Source organism: Paenarthrobacter sp. AMU7 (genome assembly GCF_041200195.1).
Classification (GTDB): Bacteria; Actinomycetota; Actinomycetes; order Actinomycetales; family Micrococcaceae; genus Arthrobacter.
The window spans coordinates 2679353-2697634 of record NZ_CP165735.1 but is presented as its reverse complement, the minus strand read 5'-3'; the positions used below and the strand labels follow the sequence as shown (position 1 = coordinate 2697634).

The following is an 18282-nucleotide window of genomic DNA, read 5'->3' as shown; positions in this document are numbered from 1 at the left end:
CTGTTTCCACCCAAGCAGCTCATTGTGACCTAGAGTGGATCTTGTCACGGTGGTGCCAACCGCGGCTTGGCCGCACACTTGAGTACGGCGCGGAGCCGCATCACCCGCATGCAACGAAGGGATTCCCACATGGCTCGGATTGGCGAGAGCACGGATCTGCTGAAGTGTTCTTTCTGCGGAAAGAGCCAAAAGCAGGTACGGAAGCTGATAGCCGGGCCCGGTGTCTACATCTGCGATGAATGCATCGAGCTGTGCAACGAGATCATTGAAGAGGAACTCGCTGAAGTTTCCGATCTCGGCAGTTTCGAACTGCCCAAGCCCCGTGAGATTTTCGACTTCCTGCAGGAATACGTCATTGGCCAGGAACCGGCCAAGCGGTCGCTGGCAGTGGCTGTCTACAACCACTACAAGCGGATCCAGGCCGGCCATGCACCCAAGACCGGCAGCCTCGGCGAGGGATCGCATCACGAGGACGTGGAGATCGCAAAGTCCAACATCCTCCTGATCGGCCCCACCGGCTGTGGCAAGACCTATCTCGCCCAGACCTTGGCCCGTCGACTCAATGTTCCCTTTGCCGTAGCGGATGCGACTGCACTGACGGAGGCCGGCTACGTGGGCGAGGATGTGGAGAACATCCTGCTTAAGCTCATCCAGGCCGCGGACTATGACGTCAAGAAGGCCGAGCAAGGCATCATCTACATTGACGAGATCGATAAAATCTCGCGTAAGAGTGAGAATCCATCAATCACCCGTGACGTATCCGGTGAAGGTGTGCAGCAGGCGCTCTTGAAGATTCTTGAGGGAACCGTGGCATCCGTGCCCCCTCAGGGCGGCCGCAAACATCCGCACCAGGAATTCATCCAGATCGACACCACCAACGTGCTCTTCATCGTAGCCGGCGCTTTTGCGGGCCTTGAGGACATTATTGGCTCACGGTCCGGGCGTAAGGGCATCGGCTTTGGTTCACCCCTGAACGAGGCCCGGGACAACGTGGACAGCTACGGTGAAGTGATGCCGGAGGACCTGCTGAAGTTCGGCCTCATTCCGGAATTCATTGGGCGGCTCCCGGTGATCACCACTGTCTCCAACCTGGACCGGCCCGCCCTCATCCAGATTCTGTCCACCCCCAAGAACGCGCTGGTGAAGCAGTACCAGAAGATGTTCCAGCTGGACGGCGTGGATTTGCAGTTCGAAGACGACGCCCTGGACTCCATCGCGGATCAAGCGCTCGAACGCGGCACTGGTGCCCGTGGGCTCCGGGCCATCATGGAAGAAGTGTTGCTGCCCGTCATGTTCGATCTCCCCAGCAGGGACGACATAGCCACGGTGGTCATCACAGCTGATGTTGTTTTGAAGAAAGCCCAGCCCACCATGATTGCCCACGACGTGGTGGCCAAGCGCCGGAATAAGTCGGCCTAGCAGCCTGTTGGCCTAGGCAAGGAGCGGTTCCGTTGGACCGCTTGCCACCACACGTATCCCACCTTTTCCGAGGAGTTCCCTATGCCCGAAAAGTCCACGCCCGAACAGACCGTCAACAAAGCCGATTTTTGGTTTGATCCTGTTTGCCCGTTTGCCTGGATCACGTCGCGCTGGATTGGTGAGGTTGAGGAGGTACGTGGCATCCAGACTGAATGGCACGTGATGAGCCTCTCCGTCCTCAACGAGGGCCGGGACCTTCCTGCCGACTACCGGGCAATGATGGATGACAGCTGGGGTCCTGTCCGCGTGATCATCGCCGCCCAGGAACTTCACGGCGCGAACTACGTCAAGCCGCTGTATGACGCCATGGGAGAGCAGATCCACCACGAGGGCAACAAGGACCGGGCATCGGTCATCCAGAAGGCCCTTGCCGAGGTAGGCCTGCCGGCTGATCTGGCACGCTTCGCTGACTCGGAGGAGTATGATGCCCAACTGCGCTCGAGCCACGAGGCGGGGATCTCATTGGTAGGCCAGGATGTTGGAACTCCCGTAGTTGCCTTCAATGGGACTGCTTTCTTCGGTCCCGTACTGACCCGTATTCCCCGCGGTGAAGAAGCCGGTAAGATCTGGGACGCCACGGTGACCTTGGCCGGCTACCCGCACTTCTTCGAGTTGAAGCGCAGCCGCAGCGAAAGCCCCGAATTCAACTAGTTTCCCGAACCCAAGAGGCTTCCCAACCTCAACCAGCAGGTTACTTCAGGAACCGGGATGTCCGTCGGTCAGCAAGGATCTTTCCGTTGGTCTGGCAGGTGGCACAGTATTGCAGGGAGGTGTCCGCAAAGGACACCTCCCTTACTACGTCCCCGCATACCGGACAGGGAAGGCCGGTCCGCGCGTGCACTCGGAAGTTGCTGCGTTTGGTGTCCTTGAGTTCGCTGGACGGCTTGCCTGCCGCTGCGTTGACAGCTCCCACCAGGATCTCCTGCATGGCCTCGTAGAGCCGCGCCACTGTGGCCTGGTCCAGGGACTTGGCGCTGGCGAAAGGAGAGATTTTTGCTGCGTGCAGGATTTCGTCACTGTACGCGTTTCCTATGCCGGCAATGACGCCCTGGCTCCGAAGCAAGCCCTTGATCTGTTGGGAACTGGATCCAAGGATCGACGCCAACGCGGCAAGGTCGAAGTCGGGGCTGAGGGGCTCCGGTCCCAAGGTGGCGATTCCCGGCACGTCCTGGGGATCCCGCACCACATAGATGGCCAGGCTTTTCTTGGTTCCGGCTTCCGTGAGGTCCACGCCGATGTGGGCTTCGTCGGCAGGACGGTGCAGCAGGAGCCTTGCAGAGATGTTGCTTTTGCCCATCCGCAGTCCGGCAGACGAAGGGTGCTCGGTGTAGCGGACCCAACCGGCCTTGGCCAGATGGAAGACAAAGTACAGGCCGTCAACATCAACGCACACGAACTTACCGAGGCGTTGTACACCCTGAACGGTTCTGCCTTCCAGGACGCTGTACGGAGGATCAGCAGTCTTCAGTGCGGAGAAGGAGTTGATGCGGACCTCGTTGAGCACGGCTCCACTGAGTTGGGTGTCCAGATACATGCACAGGCCGTGCACTTCGGGGAGTTCCGGCATGCTCAATACTCTGCCACAGGTAGCCCCCGGAGCGCAGGAGAACTACAGGTTTGTAGTTCTTCCAAGGGTCTTGTGCATTGCATTCAGCGGGACAACAATGGTTCTTACCCACTTCGAAAGAAGAGGGACACGGAAACCAAAGATTCAGTGATTGCAACCAACGCAGCCTTTGGCAAAGTTGGAAGCAGGCTACCAGTGATGAGGTAGGAAGACCTGAAATTCCTAGGATTCCGCCAGACTGTCAAGACATCACCAGACAGCCGAAAAGTCGAAGCCCCACCAACGGCAAAACGCTGATGGGGCTTCCCCTTTGCCCTGAATCAATGGGCGCAGTGACTTCCGGGACTACGACTGGGACGCGGACGTCTCCTCGGCAGGCGCCAGGACAACGTCGCTGACGGTCAGTTCGCCTTCACCGGACTGGAGCGTGATTTCCTGTGCGTTGGCGGCTGCCTTCAAGTCGCCCAGGCCGGCCTTCAGTTGGGCCACCAGAACCTCCGAGGCCGTGATCGAGGCAGAGACCACCTCTGTGCGCTGCTTGACCTTTGCCTCGGACTTCGCTTTGCGGATACCGCTGAGAGCAATGCCCACTGTGCCAAGCATGGTGGTGTCGCCGTCGGTGATTTCCAAGGCGGCGGGCCACTCTGCACGGTGGACGGACCCTGCGCGCCACCAGCCCCAGACCTCTTCGGTGGCGAAGGGCAGGAACGGTGCGAAGAGACGCAGGAGCGAGTCCAGCGTTGTCGCCAGCGCAGCAAGGACCGAGGCCTGCTCAGTCTCGCCGGCGGCACCATAGGCGCGGTCCTTGATGAGCTCTACGTAATCGTCCGTGAACTGCCAGAAGAAGGATTCGGTGATCTGGAGTGCGCGGGCGTAGTCGTAGTTCTCAAACGCCTTGGTGGACTGGGCAACGACGTCGGACAGTTGCGCGAGCAGCGCACGGTCCAGCGGGTTGGTCAGCACAGAGAGGTCACCGGAGACCACGGAGTCCTCGGTGGCACCAAGGTTGAGCACGAACTTGGAGGCGTTCAGCAGCTTGATGGCCAGGCGACGGCCGATCTTCATCTGCGCTATTTCGTAGGCAGTGTCTGCGCCAAGCTTGGCCGAGGCCGCCCAGTAACGGACGGCGTCGGAACCGTACTCGTTGAGCACATCCGTGGGCACCACAACGTTGCCCTTGGACTTGGACATCTTCTTGCGGTCCGGGTCCAGGATCCAGCCGGAGATGGCCGCATGCTTCCACGGGGCATTCTTCTGCAGGGCATCAGCGCGGACAGCCGACGAGAACAGCCAGGTGCGGATGATGTCGTGGCCCTGCGGACGGAGGTCGAAGGGGTAGACCTTGGAGAACAGGTCCTCGTCACGGCTCCAGCCGCCCACAATCTGCGGGGTGAGAGAGGACGTGGCCCAGGTATCCAGGACGTCGGCGTCACCTGTGAAGCCATTGGCTTGGTCACGCTGCGCTTCGTCGAAGCCGGGAGCAGCGTCCGCAGCGGGATCCACGGGCAGCATGTCGTCCGAGGGCAGGATGGGGTTGTCGTAATCCGGGTTGCCTTGGGCATCCAGCGGGTACCAGACGGGGATGGGCACGCCAAAGAAGCGCTGGCGGGAAACCAGCCAGTCACCGTTCAGGCCGGCGATCCAGTTCTCGTAGCGGGAGCGCATAAAGGCCGGGTGGAAGGTGATTTCCTGGCCTCGACCGATCAGGCGTTCGCGGCGTTCCTCATCGCGGCCACCGTTGCGGATGTACCACTGACGTGACGTGACAACCTCGAGGGGCTTGTCGCCTTTTTCGAAGAAGTTCACCGGGTGGGTGATCTTCTTCGGTTCGCCGTCCAGCAGGTCCGCTGCCTTGAGCAGTTCAACTACGGCTTCCTTGGCGGAAAAAGCGGTCTTGCCCGCGATCGCAGCGTAGGCTTCCTTGCCTGCCTCGGTGGTGATCCATTCCGGGATGTCGGCAATGATGCGGCCGTCGCGGCCCATGATGGCACGCGTGGGCAACTGCAGTTCGCGCCACCAGGTGACGTCGGTGAGGTCGCCGAAAGTACACACCATGGCAATGCCGGAGCCCTTATCCGCCTTGGCGAGGGGGTGGGCCTTGACCTCAAGCTCGACGTCGAACAGCGGGGACTTCACGGTCTTGCCAAACAGCGGCTGGTACCGTTCGTCGTCGGGGTTTGCCACCAGGGCCGCGCAGGCAGCCAGCAGTTCCGGGCGGGTGGTCTCGATGAAGATCTTCTCGCCGTCTTCAGTGAAGAACGGGTAGCGGTAGTACGCGCCGGCAACTTCGCGGTCCTCAAGTTCGGCCTGTGCAACAGCCGTGCGGAACGTCACATCCCAAAGCGTGGGAGCTTCGGCCATGTAGGCGTCACCGGCAGAGAGGTTGGTGAGAAAGGCGCGCTGGGAGACCGCACGTGAAGTGTCGTCAATAGTGCGGTACGTCAGGTCCCAGTCCACGGACAGGCCGAGGGTCTGGAACAGGTTCTCGAAGACCTTCTCGTCCTCAACGGCGAGTTCCTCACACAGTTCGATGAAGTTCCGGCGCGAGACGACGTCGAAGTCGCGCTGGTTCTTGGCCGGCTGCGCGGGCGGCGTGTAGTCGGCCTGATAGGGGATGGCCGGATCGCAGCGCACACCGTAGTAGTTCTGGACGCGGCGCTCGGTGGGCAAGCCGTTGTCGTCCCAGCCCATGGGGTAGAAGACGTTTTTCCCGGTCATTCGCATGTACCGGGCCTGGACGTCAGTCTGGGTAAAGGAGAACATGTGGCCCACGTGGAGCGAGCCGGATGCCGTGGGCGGGGGAGTGTCGATCGAGTAGACCTGCTCCCGGGTGGTGTCCGGGTTGAACTTATAGGTTCCTTCAGCCAGCCAGCGCTGCGTCAAGGCAGCCTCAAGGCCTTCAAGGGCCGGCTTGTCGGGAACGTTGATGGGGTTGGTGGCGGGCGTGTCTGTACCCTGCGTTGATTCAGCCATGGATCAATTGTTTCATGGCCTGGCGTTACAGCCCGCCGGGGAATGACTGCGCACCCCCGGATAAGGTGGTGCCATGACTTCGGCAGCGCACAGCACCCCCTCAGGACAGAATTCCGGCACAAACAGGACGGCCGTGGTGACCGGTGCAAGCACCGGCATCGGTGAAGCCACCGTGAGGGCCCTGGCTTCCTCGGGTTGGACGGTATTCGCGGTGGCGCGCAGGGCCGACAGGCTCGAGGCCCTGGGTGCTGAGACCGGCGCTGTGCCGTTCCCTGCTGACATCACCAACGACGACGACGTCGCCGCCTTGCTGGAGGCCGTGACCACGTCCGGAGGTGCTGACACCCTCATCAACATCGCCGGCGGTGCACGTGGCGCGGACACCATCGCCAACGCCGACACCGGGGATTGGGAATGGATGTACCAGGTCAACGTGTTGGGGACCATGAAGATCACCCGGGCGTTCCTGCCCATGTTGCGGGACCACGGCGAAGGTACGGTCCTGAACCTGACCTCCACTGCCGGCCTGTCGGCGTATGAGGGCGGTGCCGGCTACAACGCCGCCAAGTTTGCCCAGCACGCCATGACCAACGCCTTGCGCCTGGAAGAGGTGGGCAACAACATCCGGGTCATCGAGGTGGCTCCGGGACTGGTGCAAACGGAGGAGTTCGCCCTCAACCGGCTGGGCGACAAGGACGCGGCCGCGAAGGTGTATGCCGGCGTCGAGAAACCCCTGACGGCCGCGGACGTGGCGGACGTCGTGAAGTACGCCGTCTCCTTGCCGCATCACATCAACCTCGACGAGATCGTCGTTCGTCCTGTGGCACAGGCAGCCAACCACAAGCTGATCCGCAGGGAAAGTTAACCGGCCGGAATGCTGAGCGTTGCCAGGATGGCGGCGTGGTCGGTGCCCGGAACGTGGAGGACCGCATAGCCGCTGTTGCTGATCCGGGGCGAGGTGACCATGTGGTCGATGACAATGCCCGGCAGCGGCTGTCCCTCCATGGGCCACGTCGGGGAGAACCGCCCACCGGAAGCAATGCCGACGTCAACGAGCTTCGTGCCCGTTTGCTGACCACCCAAGGCGTTATCGAGCAACGAACGGAACTCGGCGTGATCGTACGTTGCGTTGTAGTCGCCCACCAACAGATGGTTCCCGGGCCGGGAAGCCTGCCGGGACAGCTTGTCCAGATCGCTGCGCCACTGCCCGATCCGCTCATCAACCGGTGGAAGGGTATGGACGTTGGTGAGGTTCAGCGCCGCCGTGGAACCAGCACCGGCATCCGTGACCTGTACCCGGGTCACGTCCATCCGGAACGGGGTGTCAGGGAGCAGCCCCACGGCCTCCAGCGGGAACACGGAGTACACCGCGCCGCCGGACGCGTCGTCATTGGGTTGGCTGAGGAGATTCGGCAGCACGTGCTCCAGGCCCGCTGAGCTGAGGGCGTCTTCAAGCCGTTGGGTGTGTTCCTGGATCGTCAGCAACTGGACACCGTTCTCGCGGACCAGCCTCACAATGGTCGCCGCGTCCGCCTCGCCATACTCGGAGTTGAGGCTCATCACCTTCAGCAAAGCCGTGGCCGTCCCTGCCGGCAGTGCTTCCGCTTTTCCGCTGTCCAAAGGGAACAGCCAGAAGAGTTGAACCGCCAACAGCGCCGCCGTCGTGAGGATGACCCACCACCGCCGCCCCACCACAGCAAGCACCAGCGCAAGCGCCGCGGGCAGCACCATCCAGGGTGTGAAGGACAGCAACTGCACCACAACGAGGGGCCATTCAGCAGGGATGGCACGGAAAATCGACAGCCCCGCTACCGGCAGCGACACCACCAGGCCCAGTACCGACCACGCGATGGACGCGGACTGCCGGGGGCGGCTTTCCTGAAGTGCAGGAGCGGGAAGCATCATGGGGATGAGTCTATGTATCAGCAGCGCCACCGGACTCCATCCATGGGATGAACTCCGGGTAGAGGGAGGCGCCAGGCTGCCGCTAGACTTGGGGGAGCAGCTTTGACCCGGCCATCACCGGTGAGCTTCCGGAAGAACAGCTCTGACCACCTGCAAAGGTGGCAGGCGCCCAGTAGAACCGGACGGGTAAGCCCGTCACAGCAGTAATGAGAGGCCGGAATATCCGTTCCGGTAAGTGAGGTGGTACCGCGGTACCTGCGCAGCCGACAGGCAGCACAGAAGCCGTCCTCGCATCCTGACAGTCAACCAGCTATCACAGGATATGAGATGACCCACTACCCCAAGGCCTCAGCGTCTTCGTCCGGCACGCACGGCGTGTCCGCTTCCGTGAAGTTCCCGGAAATCGAAGAGCGCATCCTCAAATACTGGGATGAAGATGGCACCTTCCAAGCCAGCATCGACCAGCGCGACAGCGACCTTCCCGGTGGGACAGCCGGAAGCAACGAATTCGTCTTCTACGATGGCCCTCCTTTCGCCAACGGCCTGCCCCACTACGGCCACCTGCTGACCGGCTACGCCAAGGACCTCGTGGGCCGCTACCAGACCCAGCGCGGCAAGCGCGTGGAACGCCGCTTCGGTTGGGACACCCACGGGCTCCCCGCAGAGCTCGAAGCCATGAAGCAACTGGGTATGACGGACAAGACCCAGATCGAAGCCATGGGCATCGACAAATTCAACGACGCCTGCCGCGCCTCCGTCATGAAGTACGCCAATGAGTGGAAGGCCTACGTCACCCGCCAGGCCCGCTGGGTGGATTTCGACAACGACTACAAGACCCTCAATGTCGAGTACATGGAGTCGGTGCTCTGGGCTTTCAAGCAGCTGCACGAGAAGGGCCTGACCTACAACGGTTACCGCGTCCTCCCTTACTGCTGGAAGGACGAGACGCCGCTGTCCAACCACGAACTCCGCATGGACGACGACGTCTACAAGAACCGCCAGGACCAGACTGTCACTGTGACGTTCCCCATCAAGGCAGGAGAGTCCGAACTCTCCAAGGCTCTTGAAGGTGTGCAGGCGCTTGCCTGGACCACCACGCCCTGGACGCTGCCCACCAACCTGGCGCTCGCCGTCGGGCCTGACATCTCCTACGCCGTCCTGCCCGCAGGACCCAACGGCGTGAAGGCGGCCTCCGCTGAGGCGCCGGTCACCGGCAGCTTCCTGCTCGCTGCTGACCTTGTGGGCTCCTACGCCAAGGACCTGGGGTACGGTGACGGTGCCGACGGCGTCGCTGCCGCAACTGCCGCCGTTGTCTCCACCCACACAGGCGCCGAGCTGGCAGGCCTTGAGTATGAGCCGCTGTGGAACGACTTTGCGGATACTGAGAAGTACGGGACGCAGAATGCCTGGCGATTCCTGGTGGCGGACTACGTCACCACCACCGACGGTACGGGCATCGTCCACCAGGCTCCGGCCTATGGTGAGGATGACCAGAAGGTCTGTGAAGACGCCGGTATCCCTGTGGTCCTCTCCGTGGATGAAGGCGCCAAGTTCCTGCCGCTGTTTGCCCATGGCGAGCTGGCCTCGATCGTTGGCCTGCAGGTTTTCGACGCCAACAAGCCCATCACCCAGGTGCTCCGCGCCGATGGCCGGTTGGTCCGCCAGGCAAGCTACGAGCACAGCTACCCGCACTGCTGGCGTTGCCGGAACCCCCTGATCTACCGCGCAGTGTCATCCTGGTACGTGGAGGTCACCAAGTTCAAAGACCGCATGTCCGAGCTGAACCAGGAGATCAACTGGATCCCGGGCAACGTCAAGGACGGCCAGTTCGGCAAGTGGCTGGACAACGCCCGCGACTGGTCCATCAGCCGCAACCGCTACTGGGGCTCACCCATCCCCGTTTGGCAGTCGGATGATCCCGAGTACCCGCGCACCGACGTCTACGGTTCGCTGGCGGAACTGGAAGCCGACTTCGGCCGCCTCCCGGTCAACAACGAAGGCCAAGTGGACCTGCACCGTCCGTTCATCGATGAACTGACCCGCCCCAACCCGGACGACCCCACAGGTCAATCCACCATGCGCCGCGTCGAGGACGTCCTGGACGTCTGGTTCGACTCCGGCTCCATGCCGTACGGACAGGTGCACTACCCGTTCCAAAACGAAGAGTGGTTTGACACCCACAACCCGGCGGACTTCATTGTGGAGTACATCGGACAGACGCGCGGCTGGTTCTACATGCTGCACATCCTGTCCACCGCTCTGTTTGATCGCCCGGCATTCCGCAATGTGATCAGTCACGGCATCGTACTGGGCTCCGACGGCCAGAAAATGTCCAAGAGCCTGCGCAACTACCCGGACGTGTCCGAGGTCCTGGACCGCGACGGTTCCGACGCCATGCGCTGGTTCCTCATGTCCAGCCCCATCCTTCGCGGTGGGAACCTCGTGGTGACCGAGCAAGGTATCCGCGATGGCGTCCGTCAGGTCATCCTGCCGCTGTGGAACGTCTACAGCTTCTTCACGCTGTACACCAACGCATCGAACGGGGGGTCCGGTTACGAGGCGAAGCTGCGCTACGACGGCTACGCCGACACGCTGGACCAATACCTCCTGGCCAACACCGGAGACTTGGTCCGGAACATCACGTCAAGCCTGGACAGCTACGACATCTCGGGTGCCTGCGATCAACTGCGCAGCTACCTGGACATGCTCACCAACTGGTACGTCCGGCGCAGCCGCCAGCGCTTCTTCGACGAGAATGTTGACGCCTTTGACGCGCTCTACACTGCGTTGGAAGCCGTGTGCCGGGTGTCGGCATCGTTGTTGCCGCTGGTCTCCGAGGAGATCTGGCGTGGTCTCACGGGTGGCCGCTCCGTACACCTGGCTGACTGGCCGGACGCGTCCTTGTTCCCTGCCAACGCCGGGCTGGTGGAGGCCATGGACCGTGTGCAGCAGATCTGCTCCACTGGTTCCAGCTTGCGCAAGGGAGCCAACCTGCGCGTCCGCCTGCCGCTGCAGGAACTGACTGTTGTGGCACCTGGAGCAGACGCGCTGGAAGGCTTTGCCGCCGTCGTCGCCGATGAACTGAACCTCCGGTCCGTCCGCCTGTTGGACGCGGCAACTGCCTCGCCTGAGGAATTCGGCATCGAGCAGAAGCTGGTGGTCAACGCCCGCGCTGCCGGACCTCGCCTGGGCAAGAACGTCCAACAGGCCATCAAGGGATCCAAGTCCGGAGATTGGTCTGTCAATGATGCCGGTGTTGTGGTTGCCGGTGGCCTCGAGCTCGAACCGCACGAGTACACGCTGGAGACTGTGGTTGCGGAAGCCGCCGATGGCGGCAGTGCGGCAGTAGCGGTACTTCCTGGCGGTGGCTTTGTGGTCCTCAACACCGAGGTCACCCCGGAGCTTGCGGCAGAAGGGCTGGCCCGGGACATGGTCCGCGCCATCCAGCAAGCCCGCAAGGACGCTGGACTCAACGTGAGCGACCGCATCCGGACGTCTGTGGAGGCCGCACAGGATGTCGTTGACGCCCTGAAAGCCAATGCGGAGCTCGTCAAGACAGAAACGCTGACCCTTGAGCTGGAGGTTCTGCTGGCCGGCGTCGACGAACCGCAGGTCACGGTCACCAAGGCAGGAGCCTGACCATGACTGACGAATTCTCAGTAGAAAGCGTCTACGCCGAACTTCTGGGCCGTGCTCCGGAAAACAAGATGGAACCGCGCCTGGCCCCCTTGTTCCGTGCCATGGATGTACTGGGGGAGCCGAACAAGGCGTACCCGATCATTCACATCACCGGTACCAACGGCAAAACGTCAACGGCCCGCATGATCGAGGCCGGACTCCGTGCCCGCGGACTGAGCACGGGCCGCTATACCAGCCCGCACTTGTCCAAGGTCACCGAGCGCATCAGCATCGACGGCGAGCCCGTGCCCGACGCGACGTTCGTGCGCATCTGGGACGAAATCCGCCCCTACCTGGAAATCGTGGACAGCGAGCTCGAGGCCGACAACCAGCCCCGGCTGACCTACTTTGAGTGCCTCACAATCTTGGGCTTTGCTGTGTTCGCGGACCAGCCGGTTGATGTTGCCGTGATCGAAGTCGGGTTGGGTGGCATCACCGACGCCACCAACGTGGGCGACGGTCAAGTCTCGGTCATCACGCCGATCTCTTTGGACCACACGGATCTCCTGGGCGACACCACCGAGGACATCGCTTATGAGAAGGCCGGCATCATCAAACCCGGCGGGTTCCTGGTCAGCGCCGCCCAGCCGGTGGACGCCGCGCAGGTCCTGTTGGAGAAAGCCCGCGAAGTGGACGTGCCGTTCCGGTTCGAGGGCGTTGAATTTGGCGTTGAGTCCCGCGCAGTGGCCGTGGGTGGCCAGGTGCTCACCATCCAGGGATTGGCCGGCCGCTATGAGGACCTGCTGCTTCCGCTCCATGGGGCCCACCAGGCTGAAAATGCTGCCGTCGCCGTTGCAGCACTGGAAGCCTTCTTCGGCGGGGGAGAGAAGGAACTCGATGCAGAGGTGCTGACGGAAGCGTTCGGCAACGTGACGTCCCCAGGGCGGCTGGAGGTTGTCCGCACGGCGCCTACCGTAGTGGTTGACGCTGCGCACAATCCGGATGGCATCCGCGTCTCAGCTGAGGCCATCCAGGAGGCCTTCAGTTTCAGCAAGCTCGTAGTGGTGGTAGGAGTCCTGCGCGAGAAAGACGCGGAGGAAATCCTGAAGACCCTCAGGGATTCCCTCGGTGGACTTGCCGGAGAATTCTGCTTCACGCAATCCAACTCGGCGCGTGCCGTTCCCGCAGCGGAACTGGCCGAACTCGCCGTCGACCTTGGCTTCGGCGAGGACAACATCCACATTGCGGAGAAGCTCGATGACGCCCTTGAATGGGCCGTGGAGCGTGCGGAATCCAACGACGACCTCGCAGGCGGCGTCCTGGTGACCGGCTCCATCACCGTGGTGGCCGAGGCCAGGATCCTGCTCGGAAAGGCCGGTGCCTAAGCATGGCAAAAATGACCAAGGCGCAGCGTGAATGGCGCCCCGGCATGCCCAAGAAGCGCCGCTCCACCAAAGTGATGTTCGCATCCACCGTGCTCCTCCTCGAAGCCTTCGTCGCGTTCTTCGGCACGCTGGCGGTCTTCGGGTTGAGGCGCGGGGAGGTGGCCCCCGGCATCATCCTGGGCGTGGGCATCGCCCTGAGTGTGGTGCTGGTCCTCGCCTGCGCTGTGTTGTCCAAGCCTTGGGGGATCGCCGTTGGCTGGGCGCTGCAGCTGGTGCTGATCCTGACGGGCTTTGCAGAGCCAACAATGTTCATTGTGGGCATCCTGTTCGCCATCTGCTGGTGGTACGGGATCAGGGCCGGCATGAGGATTGACCGTGAAGTAGCCCAGCGGGACCGTGAACAGGCCGAATGGGATGCTGCCCACGGTGACGAAGCAGACCCGCAAACCCCGTAAACTGGCTGGGAAAACCACCGACCAACCACATTGGAGCAACTGTGAGCATTGAACGGACCCTCGTCCTGGTCAAGCCCGACGGCGTCGCCCGCAACCTGGGCGGAACCATCCTCGCCCGGATCGAAGCCAAGGGTTACACCCTGGCGGAACTGAAGAAGGTCAACGCATCCCGCGAGCTGCTGGAGCAGCACTATGAGGAGCACGTGGGCAAGCCGTTCTACGAGCCACTGGTTGAATTCATGCTGAGCGGACCGGTCATCGCGGCGGTCTTCGAGGGCCACCGTGTCATTGAGGGCTTCCGTTCGCTGGCTGGAACCACGGATCCCACCACGGCAGCACCGGGCACCATTCGTGGTGACTTCGGCCGCGACTGGGGCCTGGCAGTCCAGCAGAACCTCGTCCACGGCTCGGATTCCGTTGACTCGGCTGAGCGCGAAATCAAGATCTGGTTCGCGGGCTAGTCACGCATCACCGAAACTATGGAAAAGGCCAATGTTCATCACGAACATTGGCCTTTTCTGTCATCCCGCGGGAGGTTTTCCTAAGCGGAGGACCCCACGAAGATGTGAATGAACGAGAAGAAGATGGTAGCGGCGACGGCAACGTACAGGAGCGCCACAATGATCCAGCCGGATTCGCCCAGCAGCTTTGCCAAGGCCGGTGGCGCCTTGATGACTCCGTGGGTGACATTGCGGATGGTTACCCACACGAACAACGGGATCATGGCAGCCCACACCACCATGCAGAACGGGCAGAGTACGTGGATGGCGTAGAGGGCCTGCGACCACAGCCAGACAACGAACGCGAAGCCAAGGGTAACGCCTGCCTGGAGGCCCAGCCAGTATCCTCGTGAGAACTTGGCCCCCGCGAGGATACCCATCGCCGTGGTGATGATGACGGCAAAGGCCACGATGCCGATGAACATGTTGGGGAACCCGAACACGGAACTCTGCGGTGTCTGCATGACCGCCCCGCAGGAAACCCAGGGATTCACATCGCAGACGGTTACGTGGTTGGGGTCCTTGAGTACTTCAAGCTTCTCCAATACCAAGGCTCCGGATGCCACCCATCCGATCACACCGGTGACCAGCAGCAGCCAGGCAAAGGGTTTGTCACGGACAGTCCGGGGGAGTGGATCCTGGTGGGGACCTGCCTGCGTGGAGAAATCCTCCACGGAGTTGGTGGATTGGTTGGCCAGGTTTCCCCTGGCTGTGCTCGGCATCGCGGATCTGGTCCTTTTCAATGTACGGTCCGGCCACGCCGGTATGGGCTCTTGGGAGGATTGTAACTCCGGAGGCTGGACGGTGCCCCCAAGCTTCCGGTTGACGCCTGTTCCCCGGAGCTGCGACACAGCGGCCTACCGTGGGAAGGTGAACAGGTGTGAGAGAATGAACATGGCCGGAGCCCGATCCACATTCGGAATCCGGTCCGGTGACTTTGTTCCCAAGACCGCCAGTATGAGCTGGGCATGCCTGGATCACGTGATCCTTGGTGGGCCCGCCATGACAATGGACGGCACCTGGTTGTGGCAGCAGAACAACGGGTTTCAGAACAAGGGCGCCGGCTTTCCAGGGCTGCCGCACCCCAATGATGGTGCGAACCGGAGAGCATACTACCGACTTCTGTCAACGCCTGCGGGTTTTGACAATATTTGCCCCACTGGGCGCCGGATGTGGCGGTGTCGCTGGGGCAGGAGTGTTGCCACATATGGATAATGACCAGGTTGTAGCCGTTAATGATGAGGCAGCTCCCGCGGAAACTGCGGAAGCGCCAAAGAAAGCCACCCGGACCCGGCGCAAGGCTGCGCCCAAAGTTGCAGCTGACGCCGAGGCACAGGCCGCAGCAGCGCCTGTCGTTGAATCGACGGAGGCCCCTGAGGCAACGGAGGCCCCCGTTGCGCCGGTACGACGTACCCGCTCACGCAAGAAAGCAGAACCCGCTGAGCCACTGCCCGGTTTGGGTGAGGACGTCGCTGCCGCGCCGGAAGCCGCTGTAGAGACCCAGCCCGAAGCCGTCGCCGTGCCTGCCCCCGAAAAGCCGGTCCGCCGTCGTCGTACTGCCAAGCCCAAGGTTGAAGCGGAGGCGCCTGCCGCCGACGAAGCACCTGTTGCTGCGGAAACCACTGTTGAAACCACGACGCCGGACGCCGCCTCCCCGCAGGCGTCGCCTGCTGCTCAAGCAGATACCGTTGATGCGGCTCCTGTTGAGGCAACCCCCGAAGAGGAGGAAGCCGCCGCTGCAGGCTCTGCTTCGCTCTTCCTGGAGCCCGTGTCCATCACGTCCATGATCTTCCAGGCTCCGGACCTCACCACTGTTCCCCGCGTTGTCGCGGTGGAGGAGAAGGAAGAGGATTCTGGGGAAGAAGCTGAAGCCGGTGCCGAGGATGAGCTGGAAGATGCCGGCAGTCGTCGCCGCCGCCGTAGCCGTGGCCGCCGTGGCCGCCGCGGGACCGAACGCGAAGAAAGTGAAGCCGGAGAGGGCGCCGAGTCTGACGATGAGGAAACTCCCGCTGCTGAAGCCTCCGACGAAGGGGTGACCTCGCGTCGCCGTCGTCGTCGCCGCCGTGGCGACCAGGACCTTGAACTGACCGGCGGCTCGGACGACGATCCGCCCAACACAGTCACCCGCGTCCGCGCTCCCCGCCCCATCACGGAAACTGCTCCCTCGAATCGCGTGACCAGCGTCAAGGGCTCCACCAGGCTTGAGGCCAAGAAGCAGCGCCGCCGTGAATCCCGCGAGACCGGACGCCGCCGCCAGGTCATCACCGAGGCCGAATTCCTGGCCCGCCGCGAATCAGTGGACCGCCAGATGATTGTCCGCCAGCGCGACGACAGAATTCAGATCGGCGTCCTGGAAGATGGCGTGCTTGCCGAGCATTTTGTCTCCAAGACCCAGCAGGACTCCCTGATCGGCAACGTTTACCTGGGCAAGGTCCAGAACGTCCTGCCGTCCATGGAAGCTGCCTTCGTGGATATCGGACGCGGCCGCAACGCCGTGTTGTACGCCGGTGAAGTGAACTGGGACGCGGTCAACCTCGAGGGCCAGCCGCGCCGGATCGAGAATGCGCTGAAGTCCGGCGATTCCGTTCTGGTCCAGGTCACCAAGGACCCTGTAGGCCACAAGGGTGCCCGCCTGACAAGCCAGATCTCCCTGCCCGGCCGCTACCTGGTGTACGTGCCCGGTGGTTCCATGACCGGCATTTCACGCAAGCTGCCCGACGTCGAACGCAACCGCCTCAAGCGCATCCTGAAGGACCGTTTGCCGGAAAACGCCGGCGTCATTGTCCGCACGGCTGCTGAAGGTGCGTCGGAAGAAGAACTGACGCATGACATCAACCGCCTGCGCGCCCAGTGGGAAGGCATCGAAGGCCAGGCCTCCTCCACCAAGGTCCTGGCACCGGAACTGCTCTACGGCGAACCCGATCTGACCATCAAGGTGGTCCGTGACGTCTTCAATGAAGACTTCTCCAAACTGATCGTTTCCGGCGACGACGCCTGGGACACCATTGAGGCTTACGTAACCTACGTTGCCCCCGACCTTGTGGGCCGCCTCGAGAAGTGGACCAAGGACCAGGACATCTTCGGTGCCTGGCGCATTGACGAGCAGATCCACAAGGCACTGGAACGCAAGGTCTTCCTCCCATCCGGTGGTTCGCTGGTCATCGACCGCACCGAAGCCATGACCGTGGTGGACGTCAACACCGGTAAGTTCACCGGCAGCGGTGGAAACCTTGAAGAAACCGTCACCAAGAACAACCTCGAAGCTGCTGAGGAAGTAGTTCGCCAGCTTCGCCTGCGTGACATCGGCGGCATCATTGTCATCGACTTCATCGACATGGTCCTTGAGTCCAACCGCGACCTCGTCCTCCGCCGTATGGTTGAGTGCCTTGGCCGCGACCGCACCAAGCACCAAGTGGCTGAAGTGACGTCACTGGGCCTTGTCCAGATGACCCGCAAGCGCATGGGTACCGGCCTCCTTGAGGTCTTCGGTGAGCAGTGCGAGCACTGTGCAGGCCGCGGCGTGGTCACCCACGATGAACCGGTGGAGCACCGTCGCGCCAACGTTGTGGCTGCCGAGCACCACCGCCCCCACACTGAGGCGCAACAACCCACAGCCCGAACAGAACGCAAGCGCCGCCGTGGCAAGGGCGGGGGACAGGCTGTCGCCGAGGCTCCCGCGCAGGTCCACAGCACTGCTTCCGCCCCTGCCGCACCTCCCGCGGCTTCCGAGCCGCAGGATCCTGCCAAGCAGGCCAAGGCAGAGGCAACCCGCGCTGCGCTGGCGACGATCGCTGCTGCCGCCCACGCTGCCCACCTCCACGATGACGAAGTTCACCGTGCAGAAGAGCAGGCACGGGCGGCCGGCCAGCACCAGGCGCCTGCCGCATCACAGCCGGAGGCCGGAGAGCACGCCGACCCCGAATCAGACCGGGAAGCATCGGTGCGTGACACACGGTCCACACCGGTTCTGCGATTCGGCGGCGAAGAAGTGGCCTTGCCTTTCGGGGAACACCACGAGGAACCGCCTGCCGCCAAGCCTGCCATGAGCCTGGATCTCCTGGCCGAAGCGTTCTCCCACCTTGGCGCAGCACCCGAGGCGAAGCCCGAAACCGTGGTTCCTTCCAAGGCAGCCGCTGCACCTGCAGCCGCCGTGGCGGGGCCCGTGGACGAGGACCCTGAAGCTGCTTCGGCGTCGAAGTCCCGCCGGGGGCGCCGCAACCGCAGTGCGAGCCGCGCCCAGGGTGCAGCCAACGAGACCAGCGTTGAGCACCACGAGGTAACTGCTACCGCAGCGCGTGGAACTGCACACCAGGCCAAAGCACCGGCGGAGCCTGCCAAGAAGGCAGCGTCCGAGGAACCCATCATCCTTGGGGTTGGTGTTCCCGCTTCGGAGCTCTAGG

Annotated in this window: 12 protein-coding genes; 8 read left to right on the top strand and 4 right to left on the bottom strand. The window is 62.6% G+C overall.

Translation table 11 applies throughout. The features are described 5' to 3' along the window. Positions 1-129: 129 nt before the first annotated feature. Both clpX and ABQM86_RS12360 read left to right on the top strand, forming a co-directional pair. The gene (clpX, locus tag ABQM86_RS12365) at positions 130-1419 is read left to right on the top strand and encodes an ATP-dependent Clp protease ATP-binding subunit ClpX (protein WP_207593743.1); all 1290 of its coding nucleotides are present in this window, start codon (positions 130-132) and stop codon (positions 1417-1419) included. 81 nt (positions 1420-1500) lie between these two features. Further along, the gene (locus tag ABQM86_RS12360) at positions 1501-2130 is read left to right on the top strand and encodes a DsbA family protein (protein WP_207593742.1); all 630 of its coding nucleotides are present in this window, start codon (positions 1501-1503) and stop codon (positions 2128-2130) included. A gap of 40 nt (positions 2131-2170) precedes the next feature. Here ABQM86_RS12360 and ABQM86_RS12355 read toward each other — a convergent pair whose 3' ends face one another. Both ABQM86_RS12355 and valS read right to left on the bottom strand, forming a co-directional pair. Then, the gene (locus ABQM86_RS12355; RefSeq protein WP_280622983.1) at positions 2171-3046 is read right to left on the bottom strand and encodes an Fpg/Nei family DNA glycosylase; all 876 of its coding nucleotides are present in this window, start codon (positions 3044-3046) and stop codon (positions 2171-2173) included. A 345-nt stretch (positions 3047-3391) separates the two neighbouring features. Beyond that, positions 3392-6019 (bottom strand): valine--tRNA ligase, encoded by a 2628-nt coding sequence (valS, locus tag ABQM86_RS12350; protein WP_369744549.1) that lies wholly within the window; start codon positions 6017-6019, stop codon positions 3392-3394. Between the two features lie 73 nt (positions 6020-6092). On the opposite strand from valS, the gene ABQM86_RS12345 reads away from it, so the two are divergent. Then, complete coding sequence (locus tag ABQM86_RS12345; RefSeq protein WP_207593739.1) at positions 6093-6884, top strand: SDR family oxidoreductase; 792 nt, start codon at positions 6093-6095, stop codon at positions 6882-6884. Here ABQM86_RS12345 and ABQM86_RS12340 read toward each other — a convergent pair. Further along, a complete protein-coding gene (locus tag ABQM86_RS12340) occupies positions 6881-7924 on the bottom strand; it encodes an endonuclease/exonuclease/phosphatase family protein (RefSeq protein ID WP_369744548.1) in 1044 nt (347 codons plus the stop codon). The two genes, ABQM86_RS12345 and ABQM86_RS12340, sit on opposite strands and share 4 nt — an antisense overlap. A gap of 327 nt (positions 7925-8251) precedes the next feature. Here ABQM86_RS12340 and ileS point away from each other — a divergent pair, with 327 nt between their 5' ends. From ileS to ndk, 4 genes are read left to right on the top strand one after another with little or no spacing between them, the layout of a single operon-like run. Then, on the top strand, positions 8252-11563 hold the full coding sequence (gene ileS / locus ABQM86_RS12335) for an isoleucine--tRNA ligase (protein WP_369744547.1): 3312 nt from the start codon (positions 8252-8254) through the stop codon (positions 11561-11563). A 2-nt stretch (positions 11564-11565) separates the two neighbouring features. Beyond that, on the top strand, positions 11566-12927 hold the full coding sequence (locus ABQM86_RS12330) for a folylpolyglutamate synthase/dihydrofolate synthase family protein (RefSeq protein WP_369744546.1): 1362 nt from the start codon (positions 11566-11568) through the stop codon (positions 12925-12927). Between the two features lie 2 nt (positions 12928-12929). Beyond that, complete coding sequence (locus tag ABQM86_RS12325; RefSeq protein ID WP_207593735.1) at positions 12930-13382, top strand: DUF4233 domain-containing protein; 453 nt, start codon at positions 12930-12932, stop codon at positions 13380-13382. A gap of 41 nt (positions 13383-13423) precedes the next feature. Further along, a complete protein-coding gene (ndk, locus tag ABQM86_RS12320) occupies positions 13424-13843 on the top strand; it encodes a nucleoside-diphosphate kinase (protein WP_089595301.1) in 420 nt (139 codons plus the stop codon). An 80-nt stretch (positions 13844-13923) separates the two neighbouring features. Here ndk and ABQM86_RS12315 read toward each other — a convergent pair whose 3' ends face one another. Then, complete coding sequence (locus ABQM86_RS12315) at positions 13924-14604, bottom strand: vitamin K epoxide reductase family protein (protein WP_280622980.1); 681 nt, start codon at positions 14602-14604, stop codon at positions 13924-13926. A gap of 485 nt (positions 14605-15089) precedes the next feature. Between ABQM86_RS12315 and ABQM86_RS12310 the strand changes: the two genes are divergently transcribed. Continuing rightward, the gene (locus tag ABQM86_RS12310; RefSeq protein WP_369744545.1) at positions 15090-18281 is read left to right on the top strand and encodes an Rne/Rng family ribonuclease; all 3192 of its coding nucleotides are present in this window, start codon (positions 15090-15092) and stop codon (positions 18279-18281) included. The last annotated feature ends 1 nt before the right edge of the window (position 18282 follow it).

Bases quoted from the DNA above. Each gene is read 5' to 3' on its own strand.
- ABQM86_RS12315 (WP_280622980.1), bottom strand. From the start codon at position 14,604: ATGCCGAGCACAGCCAGGGGAAACCTGGCCAACCAATCCACCAACTCC.
- ABQM86_RS12340 (WP_369744548.1), bottom strand. From the start codon at position 7,924: ATGATGCTTCCCGCTCCTGCACTTCAGGAAAGCCGCCCCCGGCAGTCC.
- clpX (WP_207593743.1), top strand. From the start codon at position 130: ATGGCTCGGATTGGCGAGAGCACGGATCTGCTGAAGTGTTCTTTCTGC.
- ABQM86_RS12360 (WP_207593742.1), top strand. From the start codon at position 1,501: ATGCCCGAAAAGTCCACGCCCGAACAGACCGTCAACAAAGCCGATTTT.
- ABQM86_RS12345 (WP_207593739.1), top strand. From the start codon at position 6,093: ATGACTTCGGCAGCGCACAGCACCCCCTCAGGACAGAATTCCGGCACA.
- ABQM86_RS12330 (WP_369744546.1), top strand. From the start codon at position 11,566: ATGACTGACGAATTCTCAGTAGAAAGCGTCTACGCCGAACTTCTGGGC.
- ABQM86_RS12325 (WP_207593735.1), top strand. From the start codon at position 12,930: ATGGCAAAAATGACCAAGGCGCAGCGTGAATGGCGCCCCGGCATGCCC.
- ABQM86_RS12310 (WP_369744545.1), top strand. From the start codon at position 15,090: ATGGATAATGACCAGGTTGTAGCCGTTAATGATGAGGCAGCTCCCGCG.
- ABQM86_RS12355 (WP_280622983.1), bottom strand. From the start codon at position 3,046: ATGCCGGAACTCCCCGAAGTGCACGGCCTGTGCATGTATCTGGACACC.
- valS (WP_369744549.1), bottom strand. From the start codon at position 6,019: ATGGCTGAATCAACGCAGGGTACAGACACGCCCGCCACCAACCCCATC.
- ileS (WP_369744547.1), top strand. From the start codon at position 8,252: ATGACCCACTACCCCAAGGCCTCAGCGTCTTCGTCCGGCACGCACGGC.